Annotated in this window: 16 protein-coding genes, 3 tRNA genes and 1 pseudogene; 9 read left to right on the forward strand and 11 right to left on the reverse strand. The window is 59.6% G+C overall.

Translation table 11 applies throughout. The features are described 5' to 3' along the window. Window positions 1-5: 5 nt before the first annotated feature. The 4 genes from CARG_RS06840 to CARG_RS06855 form a co-directional block, all read right to left on the reverse strand. Window positions 6-1,271 carry an acyl-CoA thioesterase/bile acid-CoA:amino acid N-acyltransferase family protein gene (locus CARG_RS06840; RefSeq protein WP_020976685.1) on the reverse strand — a complete coding sequence of 422 codons (1,266 nt, stop codon included), beginning with the start codon at window positions 1,269-1,271 and terminating at the stop codon, window positions 6-8. A gap of 50 nt (window positions 1,272-1,321) precedes the next feature. Next, a complete protein-coding gene (locus CARG_RS06845) occupies window positions 1,322-3,430 on the reverse strand; it encodes a M3 family metallopeptidase (protein ID WP_236620136.1) in 2,109 nt (702 codons plus the stop codon). Between the two features lie 58 nt (window positions 3,431-3,488). Further along, window positions 3,489-3,564, reverse strand: a tRNA-Val gene (locus CARG_RS06850). An 82-nt stretch (window positions 3,565-3,646) separates the two neighbouring features. Beyond that, a complete protein-coding gene (locus tag CARG_RS06855; protein ID WP_020976687.1) occupies window positions 3,647-4,099 on the reverse strand; it encodes a DUF3052 domain-containing protein in 453 nt (150 codons plus the stop codon). A 143-nt stretch (window positions 4,100-4,242) separates the two neighbouring features. Here CARG_RS06855 and aceE point away from each other — a divergent pair, with 143 nt between their 5' ends. From aceE to CARG_RS09675, 3 genes are all read left to right on the forward strand, one after another. After that, window positions 4,243-6,966 (forward strand): pyruvate dehydrogenase (acetyl-transferring), homodimeric type, encoded by a 2,724-nt coding sequence (aceE, locus tag CARG_RS06860; protein ID WP_020976688.1) that lies wholly within the window; start codon window positions 4,243-4,245, stop codon window positions 6,964-6,966. A 363-nt stretch (window positions 6,967-7,329) separates the two neighbouring features. Further along, window positions 7,330-7,773 (forward strand): VTC domain-containing protein, encoded by a 444-nt coding sequence (locus CARG_RS06865; RefSeq protein WP_020976689.1) that lies wholly within the window; start codon window positions 7,330-7,332, stop codon window positions 7,771-7,773. A 51-nt stretch (window positions 7,774-7,824) separates the two neighbouring features. Next, complete coding sequence (locus CARG_RS09675) at window positions 7,825-9,384, forward strand: carbohydrate-binding domain-containing protein (protein WP_020976690.1); 1,560 nt, start codon at window positions 7,825-7,827, stop codon at window positions 9,382-9,384. Here the strand turns inward: CARG_RS09675 and CARG_RS06875 are convergent. After that, entirely contained in the window at window positions 9,323-10,234 is a 912-nt protein-coding gene (locus tag CARG_RS06875) for an alpha/beta fold hydrolase (RefSeq protein ID WP_020976691.1), read from the reverse strand. The genes CARG_RS09675 and CARG_RS06875 overlap by 62 nt on opposite strands. 25 nt (window positions 10,235-10,259) lie before the next feature. On the opposite strand from CARG_RS06875, the gene CARG_RS06880 reads away from it, so the two are divergent. Further along, window positions 10,260-10,499, forward strand: a complete 240-nt coding sequence (locus CARG_RS06880) for an acyl carrier protein (protein ID WP_020976692.1) — start codon at window positions 10,260-10,262, stop codon at window positions 10,497-10,499. On the opposite strand, the gene CARG_RS06885 is transcribed toward CARG_RS06880, so the two are convergent. From CARG_RS06885 to CARG_RS06900, 4 genes and pseudogenes are all read right to left on the reverse strand, one after another. Next, window positions 10,496-10,804 carry a hypothetical protein gene (locus tag CARG_RS06885; RefSeq protein WP_020976693.1) on the reverse strand — a complete coding sequence of 103 codons (309 nt, stop codon included), beginning with the start codon at window positions 10,802-10,804 and terminating at the stop codon, window positions 10,496-10,498. The genes CARG_RS06880 and CARG_RS06885 overlap by 4 nt on opposite strands. A gap of 136 nt (window positions 10,805-10,940) precedes the next feature. Beyond that, window positions 10,941-11,807 carry a serine hydrolase domain-containing protein gene (locus tag CARG_RS06890; protein ID WP_020976694.1) on the reverse strand — a complete coding sequence of 289 codons (867 nt, stop codon included), beginning with the start codon at window positions 11,805-11,807 and terminating at the stop codon, window positions 10,941-10,943. 472 nt (window positions 11,808-12,279) lie between these two features. Next, a pseudogene (locus tag CARG_RS06895) lies at window positions 12,280-13,014 on the reverse strand (trimeric intracellular cation channel family protein); the annotation flags it as partial. A 64-nt stretch (window positions 13,015-13,078) separates the two neighbouring features. Further along, a tRNA-Asn gene (locus CARG_RS06900) sits at window positions 13,079-13,151 on the reverse strand. A gap of 189 nt (window positions 13,152-13,340) precedes the next feature. Between CARG_RS06900 and CARG_RS06905 the strand changes: the two genes are divergently transcribed. Next, a tRNA-Ile gene (locus CARG_RS06905) sits at window positions 13,341-13,414 on the forward strand. Window positions 13,415-13,537: 123 nt separating this feature from the next. Beyond that, window positions 13,538-13,780, forward strand: a complete 243-nt coding sequence (locus CARG_RS06910) for a hypothetical protein (RefSeq protein ID WP_021011930.1) — start codon at window positions 13,538-13,540, stop codon at window positions 13,778-13,780. On the opposite strand, the gene dnaG is transcribed toward CARG_RS06910, so the two are convergent. Then, a complete protein-coding gene (gene dnaG / locus CARG_RS06915; protein WP_052331910.1) occupies window positions 13,777-15,696 on the reverse strand; it encodes a DNA primase in 1,920 nt (639 codons plus the stop codon). The genes CARG_RS06910 and dnaG overlap by 4 nt on opposite strands. 58 nt (window positions 15,697-15,754) lie before the next feature. Between dnaG and CARG_RS06920 the strand changes: the two genes are divergently transcribed. Together CARG_RS06920 and CARG_RS06925 are read left to right on the forward strand one after the other, a co-directional pair. Beyond that, entirely contained in the window at window positions 15,755-16,264 is a 510-nt protein-coding gene (locus CARG_RS06920; protein WP_021011932.1) for a ribonuclease domain-containing protein, read from the forward strand. Between the two features lie 43 nt (window positions 16,265-16,307). Further along, the gene (locus CARG_RS06925; RefSeq protein WP_169733210.1) at window positions 16,308-16,541 is read left to right on the forward strand and encodes a hypothetical protein; all 234 of its coding nucleotides are present in this window, start codon (window positions 16,308-16,310) and stop codon (window positions 16,539-16,541) included. 7 nt (window positions 16,542-16,548) lie between these two features. On the opposite strand, the gene CARG_RS06930 is transcribed toward CARG_RS06925, so the two are convergent. After that, entirely contained in the window at window positions 16,549-17,820 is a 1,272-nt protein-coding gene (locus tag CARG_RS06930) for a deoxyguanosinetriphosphate triphosphohydrolase (protein WP_021011934.1), read from the reverse strand. Window positions 17,821-17,903: 83 nt separating this feature from the next. On the opposite strand from CARG_RS06930, the gene CARG_RS06935 reads away from it, so the two are divergent. Beyond that, window positions 17,904-19,925 (forward strand): TPM domain-containing protein, encoded by a 2,022-nt coding sequence (locus tag CARG_RS06935; protein WP_021011935.1) that lies wholly within the window; start codon window positions 17,904-17,906, stop codon window positions 19,923-19,925. The last annotated feature ends 2 nt before the right edge of the window (window positions 19,926-19,927 follow it).

The raw sequence follows: 19,927 nt of genomic DNA on the forward strand, positions 1-19,927 counted from the left end.
GCACCTTAATCCTCAAGCCCGAAAGCACTACGCAAGAAGCTGATCACTTGCACCCGACTGTCCACACTGGCCTGGCCATTGGTCACGCTATGCCCGCCGAGAGCAATGCGATAGCCGTAGGCGTTCATAGTCTTCTGCGCGGGCAGCCCCGGGAAGTAGAAAGGATAACCAACATTGTGACCCGCACCTTTAGCGACGTAGCGGAAAACCTCCACATCTGAAGCACGTAATTGCAGCGTGAGCGACATGCTGGCACTGTCCCAGACGGCGTCCTCGCTGCCAGCTGTGAGCAACAACGGCCCGCTCATTTTTTCCACCTCGATGGCGGCGGCCTCAATGTCCTTGGTGTGCTCGCGGGCGGAATCATAATAGGCGCGCAGGCGCCAGGGCTGGCCTTTGAGCTTGGGCTGAATAAACGCGTGCCAATCAGCCGCAACATCCTGCTTACCGGGGGCTTTGATGGTGACCTTCGGCAAACCGGAACCGACGAACACATCAGGCTGAGAATCCTTATCGGGCCAAGCGCTCAACACATCCGTTGGGGAATGGGCCACCACGGCGCCAACGAGGTTCGGCTCGAGGCTGGCGATCAGGAGTGCGAGCTCCGCACCGCGGCCGGTTCCACACAGCGCTACCGGCAGGCTGGAATCGATCTCCGGGAGGAGACGGATGCCCCGGAGCATGCGCCGAACGGCATCAACATCAACCACTCCCCCCTTTTTCCTTGGGAAATAGTCGTAACTAAACACCGCGACCCCATGATGGGCAAGCACCGCGGCACTGGCGGAATCTACCCCGCCGCCGGCGCCGCCGAACAACACCACCAAGGGGAATGGGCCCGGTTCATCCGGACAAAAGGCCCGTCCCTTACAAGACACCGGCAGCGGGGTGATCTCCCTAGCCCTACGCGAAATCGTGCGGGTGACATGGGTGCCTTTTCCTTTTTCCCCCTCCACCCGAGCTTGAACCTCCACGCGCATGGGGTTGAGCCCATCCACAGCAAAGGTGGCATCCTTACCGTCCTGGGCCATCATCTTCCACAGCACACCAAGGCTGCTGGGAGTCACCCAGCCTGCGTCCTGCGGAAGATGCTTCGATGTGTCCACCACGCCATCACTGTTGGCTTTAAACACAGTGGTGGAACTAAACAACCGATTGGCGGCGTCCACCGTCTTTACTTTCAGTTCCAGGTTGGCCCCTGGCGCAAGCCCACTGACCACAATGGGCATCGGCGAATTAATGCCGCTAATTGGCGTGACCTGCAGATCCATACCTTCAAGCCTAGGCTCACTAGCCGCCAAGGGCCAAAGTTGCCTCGCGGCTATCTAGCCCCAGCTAGACCACGGCGCTCCAACAGGGCGGTGACGTCCTTAGCGCGACCACGCAAGGTAGTAAAAGCCTCCTCATAGTCTCGCGAACCACCCGCAGAAAGCACCAGTTCACGGAAGCGCGCGCCGGCCGCACGTGCCGCGACGTCATCACTAGAGTGCCCTGCAGCACCAGTTTCCTTGAACCATTCGAAACCATCGGCATCCAGGGCCTCTGCCCACAGGTAGGAGTAGTAGCCTGCAGAATAACCGCCACCAAAAATATGGTTGAAGAAGCGCGACTTGTAGCGAGCGTGAAGATTGTCGACCTCCAGGCCTGCATCTGCAAGGGCCGCGCGTTCAAAAGCATCAATATCGTCGACGGCGGCGGCTTGCTCGGGTGTCAGCGTGTGCCACGCCATGTCAATGATCGACGCCGCGAGGTATTCACTGGTCGCGAACCCCTGGCCGAATTTGGAGGCCGCGTCAACGGCGGCAATCAGCTCGTCTGTGATGACCTCACCAGTGTCAACATGGCGGGCATAATTACGCACCACAGCCGGGTCAAACGCCCAGTTTTCGTTGATCTGCGAGGGGAATTCGACGTAGTCACGGGGGACGTTGGTGCCCGAGAACGTCGGGTATCGAACATCCGAAAGCAGACCGTGCAAGGCGTGCCCAAACTCGTGGAAGAGGGTATGTACCTCATCAATACTGAGCAACGGTTGGCTGCCATCAGCAGGCTTGGTGATGTTCATGACGTTGACTACCACCGGTTTACTGTCCAGTAGGCGGGATTGATCGACAAAACTCGACATCCAAGCCCCGCCGCGCTTGGACGGGCGCGCGAAGTAGTCAGTGAGGAACAACCCGATGCTGGAACCGTCCGCATCCTTGACTTCGTAGACGGCGACTTCCGGGTGGTAGCCCTGCAGATCATCGCGAGGCTCCACGGTGATGCCATACAAACGATTGGCAGCATAAAACACGCCATCACGCAGAACCTGGTCCAGTGGGAAGTACTTTTTCAGCTCTGCTTCGTTCAGGCTGTAGTCGCGCTGCTTAACCTTGGACTCCCAGTAGGACCAATCGGCGTCACGCACCGTGGCGGTCGGATCAGCCGCCTGTGCCTCCTCCACCAGCAGCTTGTACTCCCCTGCTGCGTTGGCGGAGGCTGCCGGGGAAAGGTCACGCAGCAGCTGCATCACGGCATCTGTACTGCCCGCAGTTTCTTCTTCCAGCACATAGTCGGCATGGGTGTCGTAGCCGAGCAGCCGCGCACGCTGTGCACGCAGTGCGGCGATTTCGGTGAGCACGGCACCATTGTCGCCCCCAATGACGCCGCGTTTCAGCGATGCCGCCATGAGCGCCTTGCGGGCCGCAGGGTTGTCGAGGTCGGTTTGATCGGGCTGTACCGCTGGCAAACCCAAAGGCACCACATATTCAAAGGACGCTAATTGCGGATTGTCCTTATAATCTTCCGCAGTTTTACGGGCGGCGTTTTTGCGTGCCTCGTCCCAGCCCGCGACGTCATCCTCCGTTAAGCCAACGGCTAAAGCTGCGGTGGATTCCCGAAGGTTCTTTCCGAATTGTTCGCTCAGCACAGCAAGTCGGCTGTTGAGTTCACTCAAACGTTTTTTGCCTGTGGCATCCAACTCGGCACCGCGGCGGCGGAAGGATCGCAACAACTTGTCCTTCAGGCGCTGCCCTTCCCCATCATCTGCTGGCGGGGTGGCCTGCTGAAGACGCTGGTAGAGCACCTCGTTCTGGTAGAGGGCATCACTGTGTTCAGACAGTTTCGGGATAATCTGCTCGGCGATGGCGTCCATTTCGGGGGAAGAATCGGTGCCGTGCAGGTTGAAAAACACCGCGCTGACGCGCTCGAGTGCGCGGCCCGAGGCCTCCAAGGCTTCCACGGTGTTAGCCCATGTTGCCGGCTCGGGGTTGTTAACGATGGCGTTAATTTCCGCTTCATGGTCAAGCAGGGCGGTGTCGAATGCCGGCAGGAAATGCTCGATCTTTATATCCGCAAAAGGCGGCAGCTGGAAAGGAAGCTCACTAGGAGCGATAAGGGGGTTAGAAAAATTGTCGGTGTCGCGATGGGCATCTATCTGAGTGGTCACATCCGCCATGCTAGCGAAAAAACCACCACCCACGCGATGGTGGGTGGTGGCTTTCATTTGGTGCGCCCTGACGGGCTCGAACCGCCGACCTGCTGGGTGTAAACCAGCTGCTCTTCCAGCTGAGCTAAAGGCGCGCAACGGATAGCAACTTTAGCACGCTATCCAAGGCGATGTACAAAACAGCACCATAAGGCGGCTAAGACTAGGTAAAAACAGCTATCCGCGGACGTTCTTGCCGCCACGAACCAAGCAGGAACCTTGCCAAGAGTTCAACCGCTCGTTGCGGGTCTGCACCAAGCCTGCCAACTGCGCCGACTCAGCAACCTCGCCTGGCTGCAAGGCATTCGACTGCGATGCCCCGGGGGACAACACCCAGATACAACCGCTCTCATCCAGGTTGCGCAGGGCATCGACCAAAGCGTCGACCAAGTCCCCGTCGCCGTTGCGCCACCACAGCACAACCACGTCACAAATTTCGAGGGAGTCCTCCCCCAGTAGATCATCATCAATAGCGTCTTCAATCGCGACACTAATGTCGCTGTCGCAATCTTCGTCCCAACCGATCTCTTGGATCAGCTGACCGGGGCGCACCCCTAGGATGTTGGCTACCTTCTGGGCTGCCGCTTCGGCACTGCCCACGCGAGTTTCCTCCTCAGTTTTAGGCCTCATGGTTTAACTACTTTACTGTAGTAACCCGGCAAATGTGCGAAAAAGTGCCCCTCAGCGAGGGGATATGTCGCCCCCGATGGTTAACCCCGTATCCTAGGGGTTAGCGATTATTTTGTTTAACGATTTCCACACAGGAGGAATTCATGGCTGACAAGCCACTCGACGACACCAACTTCGCGATGATCCGCGACGGCGTGGCGTCCTACCTCAACGACTCCGACCCCGAAGAGACCCGGGAGTGGATGGAGTCCCTTGATGGCCTCCTGGAAGAAGCATCCCCTGACCGCGCCCGCTTCCTCATGCTGCGACTGCTCGAACGAGCAACCGCTAAGCGCGTGCCGCTTCCTCCACTGACCTCCACCGACTACGTCAACACCATCCCCACGACAATGGAGCCCGATTTCCCCGGCGACGAGGACATCGAAAAGCGTTACCGCAAGTGGATCCGCTGGAACGCAGCCATCATGGTTCACCGCGCCCAGCGCCCTGGTGTTGGTGTCGGCGGCCACATTTCTACGTACGCCTCCTCCGCACCGCTGTACGAAGTGGGCATGAACCACTTCTTCCGCGGTAAGGACCACCCGGGCGGTGGCGACCAGATCTTCTTCCAGGGCCACGCATCGCCCGGCATGTATGCTCGCGCGTTCCTGGAAGGCCGCCTCAGTGAAGACGACATGGATGGGTTCCGTCAGGAAGTCTCCCGCGAACAGGGCGGCATGCCTTCCTACCCGCACCCCAAGTGCATGCCTGAATTCTGGGAGTTCCCGACCGTGTCCATGGGCCTTGGCCCGATGGATGCGATTTACCAGGCACGGTTCAACCGCTACCTACACAACCGCGGCATCAAAGACACCTCTCAGCAGCATGTCTGGGCGTTCCTTGGTGACGGCGAAATGGACGAGCCGGAGTCTCGCGGCCTCATCCAACAGGCTGCTCTCAACAACCTCGACAACCTGACCTTCGTCATCAACTGCAACCTGCAGCGCCTCGACGGCCCTGTGCGTGGTAACACCAAGATCATCCAGGAACTGGAGTCCTTCTTCCGCGGTGCCGGCTGGTCCGTCATCAAGGTCGTCTGGGGCCGCGAGTGGGATGAATTGTTCGAGAAGGACAAGGACGGCGCCCTCGTTGATCTGATGAACAACACCTCCGACGGTGACTTCCAGACCTTCAAGGCAAATGACGGCGCCTACGTGCGCGAGCACTTCTTCAACCGCGATCCTCGCACGGCCAAGCTGGTTGAGGATATGACCGATGAAGAAATCTGGCGTCTGCCCCGCGGTGGCCATGACTACCGCAAGATTTACGCAGCTTTCAAGCGCGCTATGGAAACCAAGGATCGACCCACCGTCATCCTTGCGCACACCATTAAGGGCTACGGTCTCGGCCACAACTTCGAGGGCCGCAATGCGACCCACCAAATGAAGAAGCTCACCCTCGAAGACTTGAAGCTCTTCCGCGACAAGCAGCAGATTCCGATCTCCGATGAGGTTCTCGAGAAGGATCCTTACCTACCTCCGTACTACAACCCCGGTAAGGATTCCGAGGAGATCAAGTACATGCTCGAGCGCCGTAAGGATCTCGGCGGCTGGGTACCCGAGCGCCGCACGTCCTACAAGCCTTTGTCCGTCCCGAGCATGGACGATCTGAAGATCATGCGTAAGGATTCCGGCAAGCAGCAGGTTGCTACGACCATGGCTGTGGTTCGTACCTTCAAGGAACTCATGCGGGATAAGGAACTGGGCAAGCGCTTCGTTCCGATCATCCCTGATGAGGCACGTACCTTCGGTATGGACTCCTGGTTCCCGACGCTGAAGATTTACAACAGCCACGGCCAGAACTACACCCCGGTCGACCATGACCTCATGCTGTCCTACCGTGAGGCTGTTGACGGCCAGATCATGCACGAGGGCATCAACGAGGCCGGTTCCATGGCCGAGTTCATCGCAGCTGGTACCTCCTACGCCACTCACGGCGAGGCGATGATTCCGCTGTACATCTTCTACTCGATGTTCGGTTTCCAGCGCACCGGTGACTCCGTGTGGGCTGCCGCTGACCAGATGGCCCGCGGCTTCCTCCTCGGCGCTACTGCTGGCCGCACTACCCTGACTGGTGAAGGTCTGCAGCACATGGATGGCCACTCCCCCATCCTGGCTGGTACGAACCCCGCAGTGATTTCCTACGACCCGGCTTTCGCCTACGAGGTCGCGCACATCATTCGCGAGGGCATCGACCGCATGTACGGTGAAGGTCGCGGCGAAGACGTCATCTACTACCTGACGGTCTACAACGAGCCCACTCACCAGCCCGCAGAGCCCGAAAACCTCGACGTTGAAGGTCTGCACAAGGGTATTTACCTGTACTCCCCGGCTTCCGGCGATGGCCACGAAGTCAGCCTGCTGGCTTCCGGTATCGGTATGCAAGCAGCACTCCAGGCCAAGGAGATTCTGGCGGAGCAGTTCGGTGTCAAGGCCAACATCTTCTCGGTCACTTCCTGGAACGAACTGGCTCGCGAAGGCCACGAGCTCGAACGCGAGCAACTGCGCCACCCGGATCGCGAGGTCACGGAGCCTTTCGTCGCCAAGCAGCTGTCGAAGGCTTCTGGCCCGTTCGTTGCTGTGTCGGACTTCGCGACCGCACTGCCGGAGCAGATCCGCAAGTGGGTCCCGGGCGATTACACCACGTTGGGTGCGGATGGTTTCGGTTTCTCCGACACCCGCCCCGCCGCACGCCGCTTCTTCAATATTGACGCCGAGTCCGTCGTTGTCGCAGCACTGTCCGGCCTGGCACGTGAAGGCAAGATTGACAAGTCTGTCGCAGCCCAGGCTGCTAAGGACTTCAACCTGTCCGATCCGACTGCTGTCTAACACCCGCCGCTAGCGACCTAACTAGGGGGGGGCTTTCCACTGACTGTGGGAAGCCCCCCTTTTTTGTCTGCCAAGCCCCGGCTGTGACGATGCCGAGAAAGACTGTCAGCATCCTGAAAATCCTGAAAAATCAAGCCCTTTAACCTTCGAGCGCTGAAAGGATTCTCCTAAGAACGCACCACCTATACCCAAGTGTTTTGCCAAGTTGAGGGTCTTCAATAGTAGTTAACCCCGCACCGCGGGGACCTACTACACAGCAAGGATCTTCTTTCATGAACCTCCCTCAGCTTTTCCTCGACGCCCTATCCATCGGCGTCCTCGTTTTCGCGGTCAGGCCCCCGGGGCCTGACCGCGAAAACCCGGGTGTCCACCGAGTTTCACACCGGTGTGCCGGACGCACTGCCGCAGGCGGATTGGGCGGCCGCACAGCTACAGCGTGTCGGTGTTGACGCCGCGGTCAGCCCAACGCTGCACGGTGGATACCGTCGCTGCTGCCTGCTCACTGACAATGGTCGAGCAACCATCGACAGCGGACTGTTCTGGATTGGGCTTCGCTCCTACTCCGACAGCACCGTCAGCACCAGCGACGCAGAGTGCCCGCGCCTGGATGCCCCAGAGATGGTGATCATCGAGACCAAGTCTGGGGCCCAGCCCGGCGCGATCGACCGCCTGCTGTGGCGCAACGGTATACGGCCTTGTCGGATCTCCAAGTACGCAACAGGCATGGCAGCGGTCTACCCGCACTTGCCGAGTAATCGGTGGCATTCGACGCTCACGCATCATTTTGATCTTCCTGCCGCAGCCTGACGCTGCGTATCTACTCGAACCCCTTACTGCACTTTGAAGGATGTAATTTTCATGACTAAACGTTCAAGCCTTGCTTCCCTCGCCCTGGCGGCGACCCTTCCCGTAGCCCTAACCGCGTGCGCGCACGCCGATGATGGTGCGCCCCTGGACGCCAGCAGTACCGCAGCGATTGCGGCACATAACACTGCAACAACAAGCACCGTAACTAACGAACAAAGCAGCAGCCCCTCTGCCGAGAACATTGTGGAGTCCGAAGTTAAAACCCCAAAGTTGGTGGAAGATTCCCCTGACGTCGCGTCGGCCACTGTCTACGACGGCGGAACCATCACGAAGGCCGGAACCTACCGCATCAGCGGTGAGCAGGGCGACGTCATCGTGGACGCGGGTGATGCGAACGTGGTTCTGATACTGGACAACGCCACCATTGCTGGGCAGATCAACGTTGTGAGCGCCGATAAGGTGCAGGTGCATGCGGTGGGTTCTTCGACGGTGACGGCGACGGCCCCTGATTCGGCGGCGATCTACTCTCATGCGGATCTTGTGCTCAGCGGTGACGGGACGGTCACCGTGCACTCTGAGGGTGAGGGCGCCGATGGCATTGCTTCCTCGGATGATCTAGCGCTCTACAGCGGCACGTGGAAGGTGACGGCCGCAGACGATGCTTTCCGGGGGAAGGATTCGGCCAGTGTGCTCGGCGGCCACCTTGATGCCACCGCCGGCGATGACGGTGTGCGCAGCGATGTCGCCGTGCACCTTAGCGGCGGCACCGTTGATGTCAATGCGGGCGGCGATGGGGTGCACTCTGATGTTGCCCTGCTTATCGACGGCGGGGATGTCACCGTCGCGTCCTCCACCGAAGGTTTGGAAGCCGGGCTGTTAAGCATCAGCGATGGCACTGTGGACTTAACTTCCAGTGACGATGGAATTAACGGCTCCGGGGCCACCAGCGTCGATGCCACAACGGAGCAAGAGCAGCAGGAGCAGTCAGAAGAAGCTGCAGGACCACAACCACCGGAAGGTATGCCAGAGCCACCCCAAGGCATGCAAGAGCCGCCCCAAGGTATGCAGCAGCCGCAGGAGGGCATGCAACCTCCGCAGCAGGGTGGCGCCTCTGGTGGGCAACCCGGGGCAGGCATGGAACAATCCACAGGAGAGCAGATTGTGATCAGTGGTGGCACAGTGAAGGTTAATGCGGCCGGCGATGGAATCGATTCCAATGGAGACCTACGCATTAATGGCGGGACCGTGCTGGTGTTCGGCCCGAGCGACGGCGCTAACGGAACCTTCGATTACGCGGGTAGCTTCAGCATCGATGGCGGCACCGTCATCGGGTTGGGTTCTGCGGGTATGCCCGCTGATCCGACCGGCGGCACCCAAAGCTTCATCAGCGCCCATCTTGATAGCTCGGTGACCGGTGGTGCCATCACCATCGAGGATTCCTCCGGCACGGTGATCGCCACAATCGAGGCGGGCGAGAGGCCCTTCGCACTGGTGCAGTACTCCTCTGACAAGATCAGCGCAGGCCAGAGCTACACGGTCAAGGCTGGCGCTAGTTCTGTGTCTGTTGTTGCGGGGTCGCGCGCCGAATCATCTGCTCCAACGCGCCGTTAACAATTTCTGGCGCCTCGAGGATGACCATGTGCCCCACATCAGCTAATCGGTACAGGGTTGATTTGCCCCAGGCGTCGGCGATGACCTCTGATTGGCTGGGTGGGGTGAAGTGGTCTTCCTCCCCCACAATCACCACACCTGGTACCTCGTTGAGCTTGTCGATCGCTTCGAGCTCCTCGTGGTGCTGCAGGTCGTCGAAGAAACCAACCATTGTTTTCAGCGGGGTGTTTTGAATCATCGCCGCGTGGAATTGCACCAGGTCGTAGGCGACTCCATCGCGGTAGAACACTGTCGCTGCCAGCGCTGGGGCCAGCAGTGCCGCCACTTCTGTGCGGAAGGCTTGGGCTTCCTTCAGGGAGGCCTCTACCGCGTTGTGTATTTTCTCCGCCGCCGGCAATGCCAGCACTTGGGGTACGCCTTGGCTGGACAATGATTCCACCGCGGTGGAAATCAAAATGACGCCGCGCACCCTAGCCGCCAAGTCACGATAGCGTCGCAGAAAGTTCAGAGCGGTCATCCCGCCGAGGGAATGCCCGACGATGACGAGCGGGCCTGTAGGTGCCGCAGTGCGGATAGCTGACGCGACGTCATCAGCCGTGGCATCCAACGTGCACAGTTCTGGCTCGATTTCACCGCTGTCGCCGTGCCCCCGTAGATCCAGCAATAGGCAGCTGACTTCCGGGTAGCGGTAGTGCAAAAAGTCCACCTGCTGGAAATACGACTGTGCTGTAAGGGTGAACCCGTGGATGAACACCACTGTCACGGGGCCACTGCCCTGACTGTGGTAGTAGCGCACCGGCAGGTCACCGCACCAGCCGGGCGTGAGGTCGGTCCGCTTGTTCGACTGCATGTTTGTAGAGACTACTCTGGAAGCTATGTCTGATTCTTTTACACCCCGTGTCGTCAACATCATCAGCGATGCCACGGGGCTTGATGCGCCGATGATTACCCCTGAGTCGACCATCGATGGTTTGGGGATCGATTCGCTGTCTCTCATCGATATCTGCGTCCGTTGCGAAGACGAATTCGGTGTGCGCATCACCGATGAGGACGCGCTGGGGTGGCGAACCATCGCCGACATGGTGGATTTTGTCGACGGCCACAGCAGCCGTTAGCTCAGGCAGGCGCTGAATCCGTGCTGCTGCGCTAGCTGAGTCAGTGCGTCGGCGAAGTCGGCTAGTTCGTCGGTGACAGCGTCGATGCGTTGGGTGCAGCCGATGGTTGCCGGCAGGTGGGACCGGCGCCATAAGGTGCACGGGTCTGGGTAGTCGCATGATGACGCCGCGGGGGTTGGCAGGCTCTGCAGCATCAACTGTTCCACGTGCCGGCGTAGTGAGCGCGGCATATTGGTTATTTCTAGCAGTGCGGTGGTGTGGGTGGGTTCGATCGTTGGTGTTGCTGTGGTTGTTTCCTGTTTCACGGGTGGGGTCTTTCGCTTCGGTTCGACAGTCGTCTTCCCCAACGTTGTCGCGTTCGAAGCCTGCGGACTTGTGTGCCCGCGCTACAGCCTCAAAGGTAGGCAACTATAACCCCACCAGCAACTCTAAACCACAACTTTAACCAGCATATGGGGGTGTTAATGCGCCACTGAGCTCGTCGTTGAACTCCGCCCACAGCGGTTTAGCCCAGGGGCCAAACGCCCGATCCGTCAGCACCACACAACCTCGCTCGGCTTGCGGATCAACCCACATGAAGGTGCCCGATTGTCCGAAGTGCCCGACAGTGCGCGCCGGCAGGCGCGTGCCTGTCCAATGCTCCCTGCCTGCCGTTCCCTTGCTGCCTTTGACCTCGAAGCCCAGCCCCCACGGGCACGGGGTAAACGATCCATAGCCGGGAACCACACCTGCCAGCTCCGGGTACTGGATACTCAGCATCTCCTTTAGCGTGCTGGGGTGAATGAGGCTCGGCTGCAGAACTTCCTTAACAAACGTCATGACGTCGCGCAGGCTTGCGGTCACCCCATGGCCTGCGGATCCATCCAGCGTGGCGCCTAACCCCAAGGGCTCGCAGAGGGCTTGGCGGAAGTACTCGGGGAAGGCGATACCCGTTTCCGCTTCGACTGCGTCTGCGAGCAGCTCAAAACCAGCGCTGGAATAGATGCGCCGCTGCCCCACTGGTTTCTGGGGCTCAGGGGTATCGAAGCCAACCCCTGATGCGTGGGCAAGCAAGTGCCGGACTGTGGATCCTTCCGGCCCGCAGGCAGTATCCCACTCGAAGACACCCTCTTCGACGGCAACCGCAACCGCATAGGCCACTAAAGGTTTGGTGACGCTCGCCAGCGGGAATCGATAGTCAGTATCGACGGTACCGGCGTAGTAGGTCTTGCCTTGATCGATGAGTCCAGCGGCGACCGAGTCCACCGGCCAGTCATCAACCTGGGCGAGCGTGCGGGCAAGGGGGTCTGTGTGGGGAGGTTGCTGCATGCCCCTAATGCTAAATTGATCCCCTGCGCTGGAGGAAACTGCTATCGACATGCTCTGCTTCCGTCATCTCTCTTGCTGCTGATGTCCCACGCCGACGACAAAACGATCAACAATGTCGACACCATGGTCCTGGGTGCCGCCTGGCAGCAGATGGGCGCTGACGTCACCATCAACGAAGCCCCTCGGAGCCACTAGTGGCTGCTCTGCAGGCGGGGCACGAGTACATGGTGTTTCGCAGTGATGCTTTGATCGTCGATTGGTTCAATCGCTCCCTGCGCGAGGAGGATCGCTAACTATCCTCCTCGCGCCCCGTGACGTCGCGGTCTGCGTCTCCGGTGTCTGCGGGCGTGTCATTCGTGCCCTCTGGCGTCGTGTCGGCAGTTGCTTCCGCGTGGCCTATACCTGCATCGTGGAGGCTCTCAGCGAGCTTCTCAGCGAAATCCTCACGCACATCCTCCGAGATGTGCAGAGCATCCTCCCACATCTGCCGCTCCTGGGCGATGCCCTGCTCACGCCCCTGTGCACGCGCGCTCTTGAGCTTCTGTCCGAACTGCCGAGCAGTCATATTCACCGGCGCCCAATCCGGATTAGTTGGCAGAACCCACCCACGCCAATAGGCCAAAATCGCAGATCCCGCGCCCACCGTCGTGGCGACAAGCATCCCCGCGGCGTCATGACCCATCATGTGGAACAAAACCATCACCGCACTACCCAACAAAGCGGGTGTCGCATACAGTTTATTGCCCCCAAAAATTGCGGGCACGCTCCCCGTTGCGATGTCGCGAATCATGCCGCCACCAACAGCGGTCAGAACACCCATGAACAATGCACTGGCCAAAGGCATCCCGTAGGTCAGGGCTTTAGTCGAACCGGTAACCGCCCACACACCCAAAATCACCGCATCAGCATGGGCCTCAAACAACTCCCACGCCCGGCCACGCAGATGGATGAGCATCGCCAACAGGCCACCCAAAATCGCGAAACCCATATACATCGGCTCAGCAATCGCCGCTGGTGTACCCCGCTGCATCAACGTGTCACGCAACATGCCGCCCCCGAGGGCAGAAAACAACGCCAAGAAGCTAAAACCGATGATGTCGAAGCCACGCTGCCGCGCGATCGTGCCGCCAATGGCGCCATTAAGCACAACGCCAATCAAGTCCAAGCTGCGATACAAAGCGAGAATGGTGGGATCTACAGTGGGCATGAGAGATAACTTACATACGACAAAACCCCCGACACAACGTTAGTAACGTGTCGGGGGTGAAACGCTCCCCCAACTGGACTCGAACCAGTAACCCTTCGATTAACAGTCGAATGCTCTGCCAATTGAGCTATGGGGGAATACTTGCGCTTGAACAACCGCTAAGGGTGCTCGCTGCAACGAGATAAGACTATATAACCCTCGCTGGGATTGGTGCAAATCTGCACCTCATAACCCACCTCGACAGCTTCTTTCTCCACGGCTTTTACCCCTGAGCGGCCCCGCCTCTATACTGATTGAGTTGCCTCGCTACCCGCGGGGTGACGGTTGGGGCTATAGCTCAGTCGGTTAGAGCCGCGGACTCATAATCCGTTGGTCCCGGGTTCGAGCCCCGGTGGCCCCACAGACAACACAGAAACACACCCCAGCAGAGCGCCTCTAGCTGGGGTTTTTCTCTGTTTTGCCCACCCACCAGCCTAAATATCGCTACAGTAGTTGGGGCACAAAGAAGCACAAAGGAGAATCCATGATTCAGTTCGTCGTCGGCGCCGCCGCAGGCTACGTATTCGGCACCAAAGCCGGCCGCAAGCGCTACGAGCAAATCAAAAAAGGCTATCTCGCAACCGTCAACTCCCCCGTCACTCAAAAAGCAGTCACCGTGACACGCAAAGCTCTCGCCGACAAGCTCGACCCTCAACCGCGCATGAAGGAAGTCCGCAACCTGCGCACGGAAGACGGACACACCGTCCTCGAACCAGACGAAGGCTAACGCACCTGGGGTTTGATCGCCCGGTCAAGCAGCTGCCTGCGCACCTGTTCCAAAGCCACCAGATCTGCGAACAAAGAGTTGTAGGCTGCAGAATCATCGCCGGGGCGCATGCGCTGCAGCTGCCCCTTCAACTGGGCAATCTGATTGCCCACCCGGACTTCCTGCAAACGAGCCAAGACACTATCCGCGTAGGCTTCCAAAGAGTCGTCGCTGACATGCATCGACTCCACCGCGAGTTCAGCGATCAGCGACTGTGCCACCAAATCATTGACCTTGCTGGAGACCTCCGGAACCCACTGCTTTGCACTCATCGTCGCACCCGTGGCACTACCGCCGGCATCAATAATCGCCTGCCTGACGGCCTGATACGCGGGGTTGCTAAAGCACCCTTGTTCAAGCCCGTCGAAGAAGCTGCCCGCTAACGATGGGTACTGCAAAGCAACTTTGAGTGCTTCCCTCTCGCACCACAACCGTGGGTTCTTTGGATCAGGCAGCACCAAGGTCGAAGCCGGTGCCGTATCAACGGGGGCGGAGGTGGCCTGCGCGAAGCGACGCGCGCGCAAGGGCTTCGTAGCGGGCTTGGGGGCAGCTTTAGCCGCCCGAACCTGTGCCACGATCTCCGCCGGGTCGCCCCACCCAGTCCAGCCTGCTAGCTGGCGGGCGTACTCGTTGCGCAAGGCTTCGTCGCGAATCCCAGCCACTACCGGCACAGCCCGTCGGATCGCTTGCACCCTGCCGTCAACGCTGTCCAAGGAATAGCTTTCCACCAACGAGCGAATAACAAACTCGAACATGGGCACGCGACTAGCCACCAAGTCGCGCACCGCAGCATCGCCCTTCTGCAGGCGAAGATCACAAGGATCCATCCCATCCGGGGCAACAGCCACATAGGACTGCCCCGTGAACTGTTGTTCGCCTTCAAATGCGCGCATCGCTGCCTTCTGCCCGGCTTCGTCGCCGTCGAAGGTGTAGATCAGTTCGCCGCGGAAGAAGTTGTCATCCAGCATCAACCTGCGCAGCATCTGCAGGTGTTCCTCTCCGAATGCGGTACCGCATGCTGCGACAGCGGTGGTAATTCCCGCAGCGTGGCAGGCCATCACGTCCGTATACCCCTCGACCACCACAGCTTGGTGCCCCGCCGCAATGGACTTTTTAGCCATATCCAAGCCGAACAACACCTTCGACTTCTTGTACAGCATCGTCTCTGGGGTGTTCATGTACTTGCCCAGTTTGTCATCATCAAACAACTTCCGGGCACCGAAACCGATGACGTCGCCCGCCAAGTTTCGGATCGGCCACAGCAGGCGCCGGTGAAAACGATCAATCGGACCCCTACGCCCCATCGTCGACAACCCTGCGGCCTCGAGCTCCTTAAAATCAAAGCCCTTGCGCATGAGATGCTTGGTCAACGTATCCCAGCCCGCCGGCGCATAACCGCAGCCAAATTCATGGGCATGCTCGGCGGTGAAACCGCGATCAGTCAAGAATGCGCGAGCCGTCGCGGCGTCATCAGTTTCGAGCTGTTGCCTGTAAAACTCGTGAGCAGCTTTATTGGCTGCCACTAAACGCTGGCGTGTACCTGGCTCCTCCCTGCGCCCAGGCCCACCGCCCTCATAGTTGATCTGATAACCGATTTTTTCCGCGCACACTTCCACGGCTTCGGGGAAACTGATGTGCTCCATCTCCATGAGAAAACTGAACACATCACCACCCTTACCTGTGGAAAAACAGTGGTAATAGCCACGTGAGGGACGAACGTGAAAGGAGGGAGTCTTTTCGTCTTTAAACGGCGACAGGCCTTTCAGTGAGTCGCTGCCCCCCGGCTTCAACTGGACGTACTCACCGACGATCTCTTCAATCGCTGTGCGTTCACGGATAGCTTGAATATCGCTTTCCGGAATCCTTCCTTTGCCCATAAGGCTAAACATTACGTGCTTAAACAACTCCGCGCCACGGCCTACTAAGCTAACGGCTATGTCTAGTCCGAATGGGCCGTACAAAAAGGTCGCTGGTGCGGCTGCAGCCGTCGCTGTAGCCGCCGTCGCCGCATGGTTTGGTGTGGATTCTCCTGCGCGGGATGACGCGCGCCCTGAGTCGACCCGCAGCACCGCATCCACGCCCAGCACCACACCCAAATCCAGCACCGCACCCACATCCAGCAAGCGCGCAAAAGACACCCAAGAAGATGTGTGCCCGCTATCGTCCCTGCCGCCCGAGGCCGAGGAAGTCGTCGACGACATTTTGAACGGCGGCCCCTTCGCCCACCCCGACAACGATGGGGTGCGCTTTGGAAACTACGAGCACGTCCTGCCACAGCAATCACGCAATTACTACCGCGAATACACCGTGGACACACCTGGTGTGAAGCACCGCGGCGCCCGACGCATTGTGGTGGGCGGCGGCTCTAAAACCGACCCCGATGTGTGGTTCTACACCGACGACCATTACGAGAGTTTCTGCGAGATCCCCGATGCCGAACAATAATCTCCACCCCAATTCTTGCCCACCGTCGGGCCACGTATTCTCCATGACAGCGCAAGGTGTTGTGCGTGTTGACGCCGCGTTGACCGACCGCCGCGCATTAGCACAGGCCCTCATGGGGTGTGCGGGCAATCTGGATGCGCTGGCCGACTGGCTCAGAGACGCCCTGGCAGCTGGCGTGCGCTGCGTGTATTCGCCGGCTTGGCAGGGCACGTTGAAAGAGACCGTGCTGGTCGCGGAGGTATTTAAAGACTCCGGCGTCGCATGGCGCCTACGCTAGCCGCCCCCTAACCATAAAAACCGGATACGCCTGCTGCGAGGTGGGCCAGGCGTTCCAACCTGGATTCGGTGAGGCTGGCGATCTGGTCGATGATGACGCGGCGTCGTTGCTGATCACTATCTGCCTGCATGTACCAATGCGCAAAGCTTGGGTCCAGGGAGCCCGGCGCGCCCATGCTCAAGTAGTCGAATACCCTGTAGATGCGTTCGCGTTGGCGGTCTTGGCGGCGCAGGTGGACGGGTTCATCCATCACGTAGAGCACCGCGATGGTTTTCAGCAGGGTGACTTCTGCAGCTACGTCTGGCGGGACCACTAACTGACCGTTGTGGCGGCCCAGGGCTTCACCGTTGTTTTTTCGGGTGGCAGTGATGATTGCGCCGACGAATCGGCCGACGAGTTCCGAGGTCAAGGCTTTGAGCCCAACAAGCGATGGGAAGGTTGCGTCGTAGTCGGCGGCGCGGCTGACAACGTCGAGTTGTCGGAGCCTGTCTGCGGCTTCCACGAGTTCGTCAGGGTTTCCGCCAAAAGCGCGTGCGCCTTTTTCTGCCAGTGCTGCGAGCTCGACGAGGTCCCACATGACTTTGAGGTCGATGCGGCCGGCGAGGATGCCGTCTTCAACGTCATGTACGGAGTACGCCACATCATCGGAGATGTCCATCACTTGGCCCTCGATGGGGGGCTTGAGGTGGGTGTCGCTGCCGCTGCGGATCCACTCGAGGATGTGGGCGTCTTCGTCGTAGCAGCCGTATTTTTTGGTGTTTTTTGCTTCAGCTTGGCTGCGTGTCCATGGGTATTTGCAGGCGGCATCTAGTGCTGCGCGGGTGAGGTTGAGTCCGAAGGAGGTTTCGACGTCGCAAACCTTGGGCTCGAGTAGGGTGAGGATCCTTAAGCTTTGGGCGTTACCTTCGAAGCCGATGTCGCCGGCAAGTTCGTTGAGCGCCACTTCCCCATTATGTCCGTAGGGTGGGTGGCCGATGTCGTGGCACAGGCCGGCGAGTTCGCACAGGTCGGGGTCAGCACCAACGCCTGCTCCAATGCCGCGGGCGATTTGCGCGACTTCGAGGCTGTGGGTCAGGCGTGTGCGTGGGGTGTCGCCGTCACGGGGACCAACCACTTGGGTTTTGTCTGCCAGTCGCCGCAGCGCTGCGGAGTGGAGCACGCGGGCGCGGTCTCGTACGAACGCTCGCCTGGTGTCAGGCAGGGTGCCGCTGACGGTCGAACCTTTGGCTTCTTCGGGGTGGCGGCGTTGTTCATCGAGCGAGCTGTACTGGTAGTGCACAGGTTTACTGTAGCTAATGCTGTGGGCTCTGTTTGCGATTGAGCGGACGGGTTTGTGTGGATAACACGCGTAGGATCTAGGGCATGTCTAAGTTTTCGCGTCGCGCTCGTGTTGCTGTGTTCGCTGTTGTTTCTTCTGCTTGCGTTGCTGGAGTGGGTGTTCTGGCGCCCACTGGGGCGTTGGCTGCCCCCAGCCCTGTGTTGTTGGCTCAGTCGGGTGGGGGTGCTGTGCAGTTGACTGGTTCGGTGACGGACACCTCTGGTGTGTTCTCCAGTGACGAGGTTTCTCGTTTGAGGGATCAGATTAATGACGTCGCGAAATCCACCGGCGTCAACATGCGCGTGGTATTCGTGCCGACGTTTGAGGGGCAGACCGCTAAAGAGTTCGCTACGAATCTGTATGACGCTTATGGTGGGCAGAGAGGCGTGATTTTTGCTGTGGCCACCCAGCAGCGGGATTACACCACGGTGTATGGTCCGGGTGTTGACCCGGAGGTATCGAAACAGATCACGAAGGCCGCGACGTCATTGTTGTCTGATGAGAAGTGGTTTGATGCCGCTTCTGCAGCGATTTCGGCGGTAAAAGACACCGAAGGCGGTAGCTCTGTGTCTTCCGCTGATGGGGGCGGTATTGATGCCGGTGGTGCTGCGTTGGCCGGTGGTGGTGCTCTAGCGGTCGCCGGTGGTGCGGTGGCTTATGCGCGCCGTCGGAGGAAGAAGGACGATGAGCAACGCCTCGAAGCTGCGCGTTCGATGGATCCTGCCGATACCCGTGGGTTGCAGCAGCAGGATCTTGCCACTTTGCGCACCTTGGCGGCGGAGGAGTTGGTGTCTACCGACGAGTCCATCCGTCGCGCATCTGAAGAGCTCGAGCGTGCCCGCGAAGAGTTCGGGCCGGCGCGGGTTGCTCAGTTCACCCAGGCCTTGGAGTCGTCAAAGGTGACGCTGGCACGGGCGTTTGCGTTAAAGCAGGCGATGACGCCTCAGGACGAGCACGCCACCTTAGTGCAGATCGTGTCGATGTGCGGCATGGCTGATGATGTACTTGATGCTCAGGCCGAAGAGTTTGCGCAGATGCGCAGTGTTTTGCTGACTGCCCCTGAAACGTTGGATTCTTTGACCCGCAAGATTGTTGATGGCCGCTCGCGCGTTCCTGCTGCCGCGGCGGCGTTGGACAAGCTCATTGAGGCCTACGGCCGCGAATCGGTCGCCTCGGTGGTCGATAACGTTGAGCTTGCTTCTAGCCACTTGAATGACGCCGACCGGGTACTGGAGCACGCGCGCACTGTAGCTGCGAAACCCGCCGGCCAGCAGCAGGGTTTGGTGGACGATATCCGCGCTGTGGAAACGACGCTGCAGCAGGTGGACATGTTGCTATCTGGTGTGGAGCATGCTGATGACACCATCCGTCGCGCCCATGCTGACCTGCCGCAGTTGACGGCCTCCGTGCGCGCCAACGTTGCGGATGCTCGCGCGTTGAAGCAGTCCTCCCCGGAGGTGGATTTGTCGGATATTGACGCCGCGGTGGATCAGGCAACGCAGGCACTGGCGGTCGCTGATGGTGGCGCGGATCCTTTGGCTTCCTACACGGGTTTGTTGGAGGCAAGCACTCAGCTGGCTTCGGCTCTGGCGCAGGCTCGCTCGACTGCTGCGGACTACAGTGTGCAGCGTCAGGTCTTTGATCAGACGATGGCTAACGCGCACACCCAATTGCAAGCTGCGACCGACATCATCAACACCCGCGGTTCCATGGTGGGCTCTGCTGCACGCACCAGTCTGGCCACGGCGAAGCAGCACTGGTCTGAGGCCGAGCACCTGACAGACAGCAACAGCATCGATGCGGGTATCACGCATGCGCGCTCGGCGGCGATGTGGGGCAAGCAAGCTCTCGATGAGGCCACTCGCGATGTGCGCCGATACCAAAATCAAAACATGTCCGGCTTTGGTGGCGGCGGCAATGGTCTTGTCACCGGCCTGATCCTCGGAAACATCCTCAGCTCCTCCTTCCGCGGCGGCTTTGGCGGCGGATTCGGAGGAGACTTCGGCGGAGGTTTCGGAGGGGACGTTGGTGGTGGCGACTGGGGTTTTGACAGCGGCAGTTTCTAAGC

Source organism: Corynebacterium argentoratense DSM 44202, from assembly GCF_000590555.1.
Taxonomy (GTDB): Bacteria; Actinomycetota; Actinomycetes; order Mycobacteriales; family Mycobacteriaceae; genus Corynebacterium; species Corynebacterium argentoratense.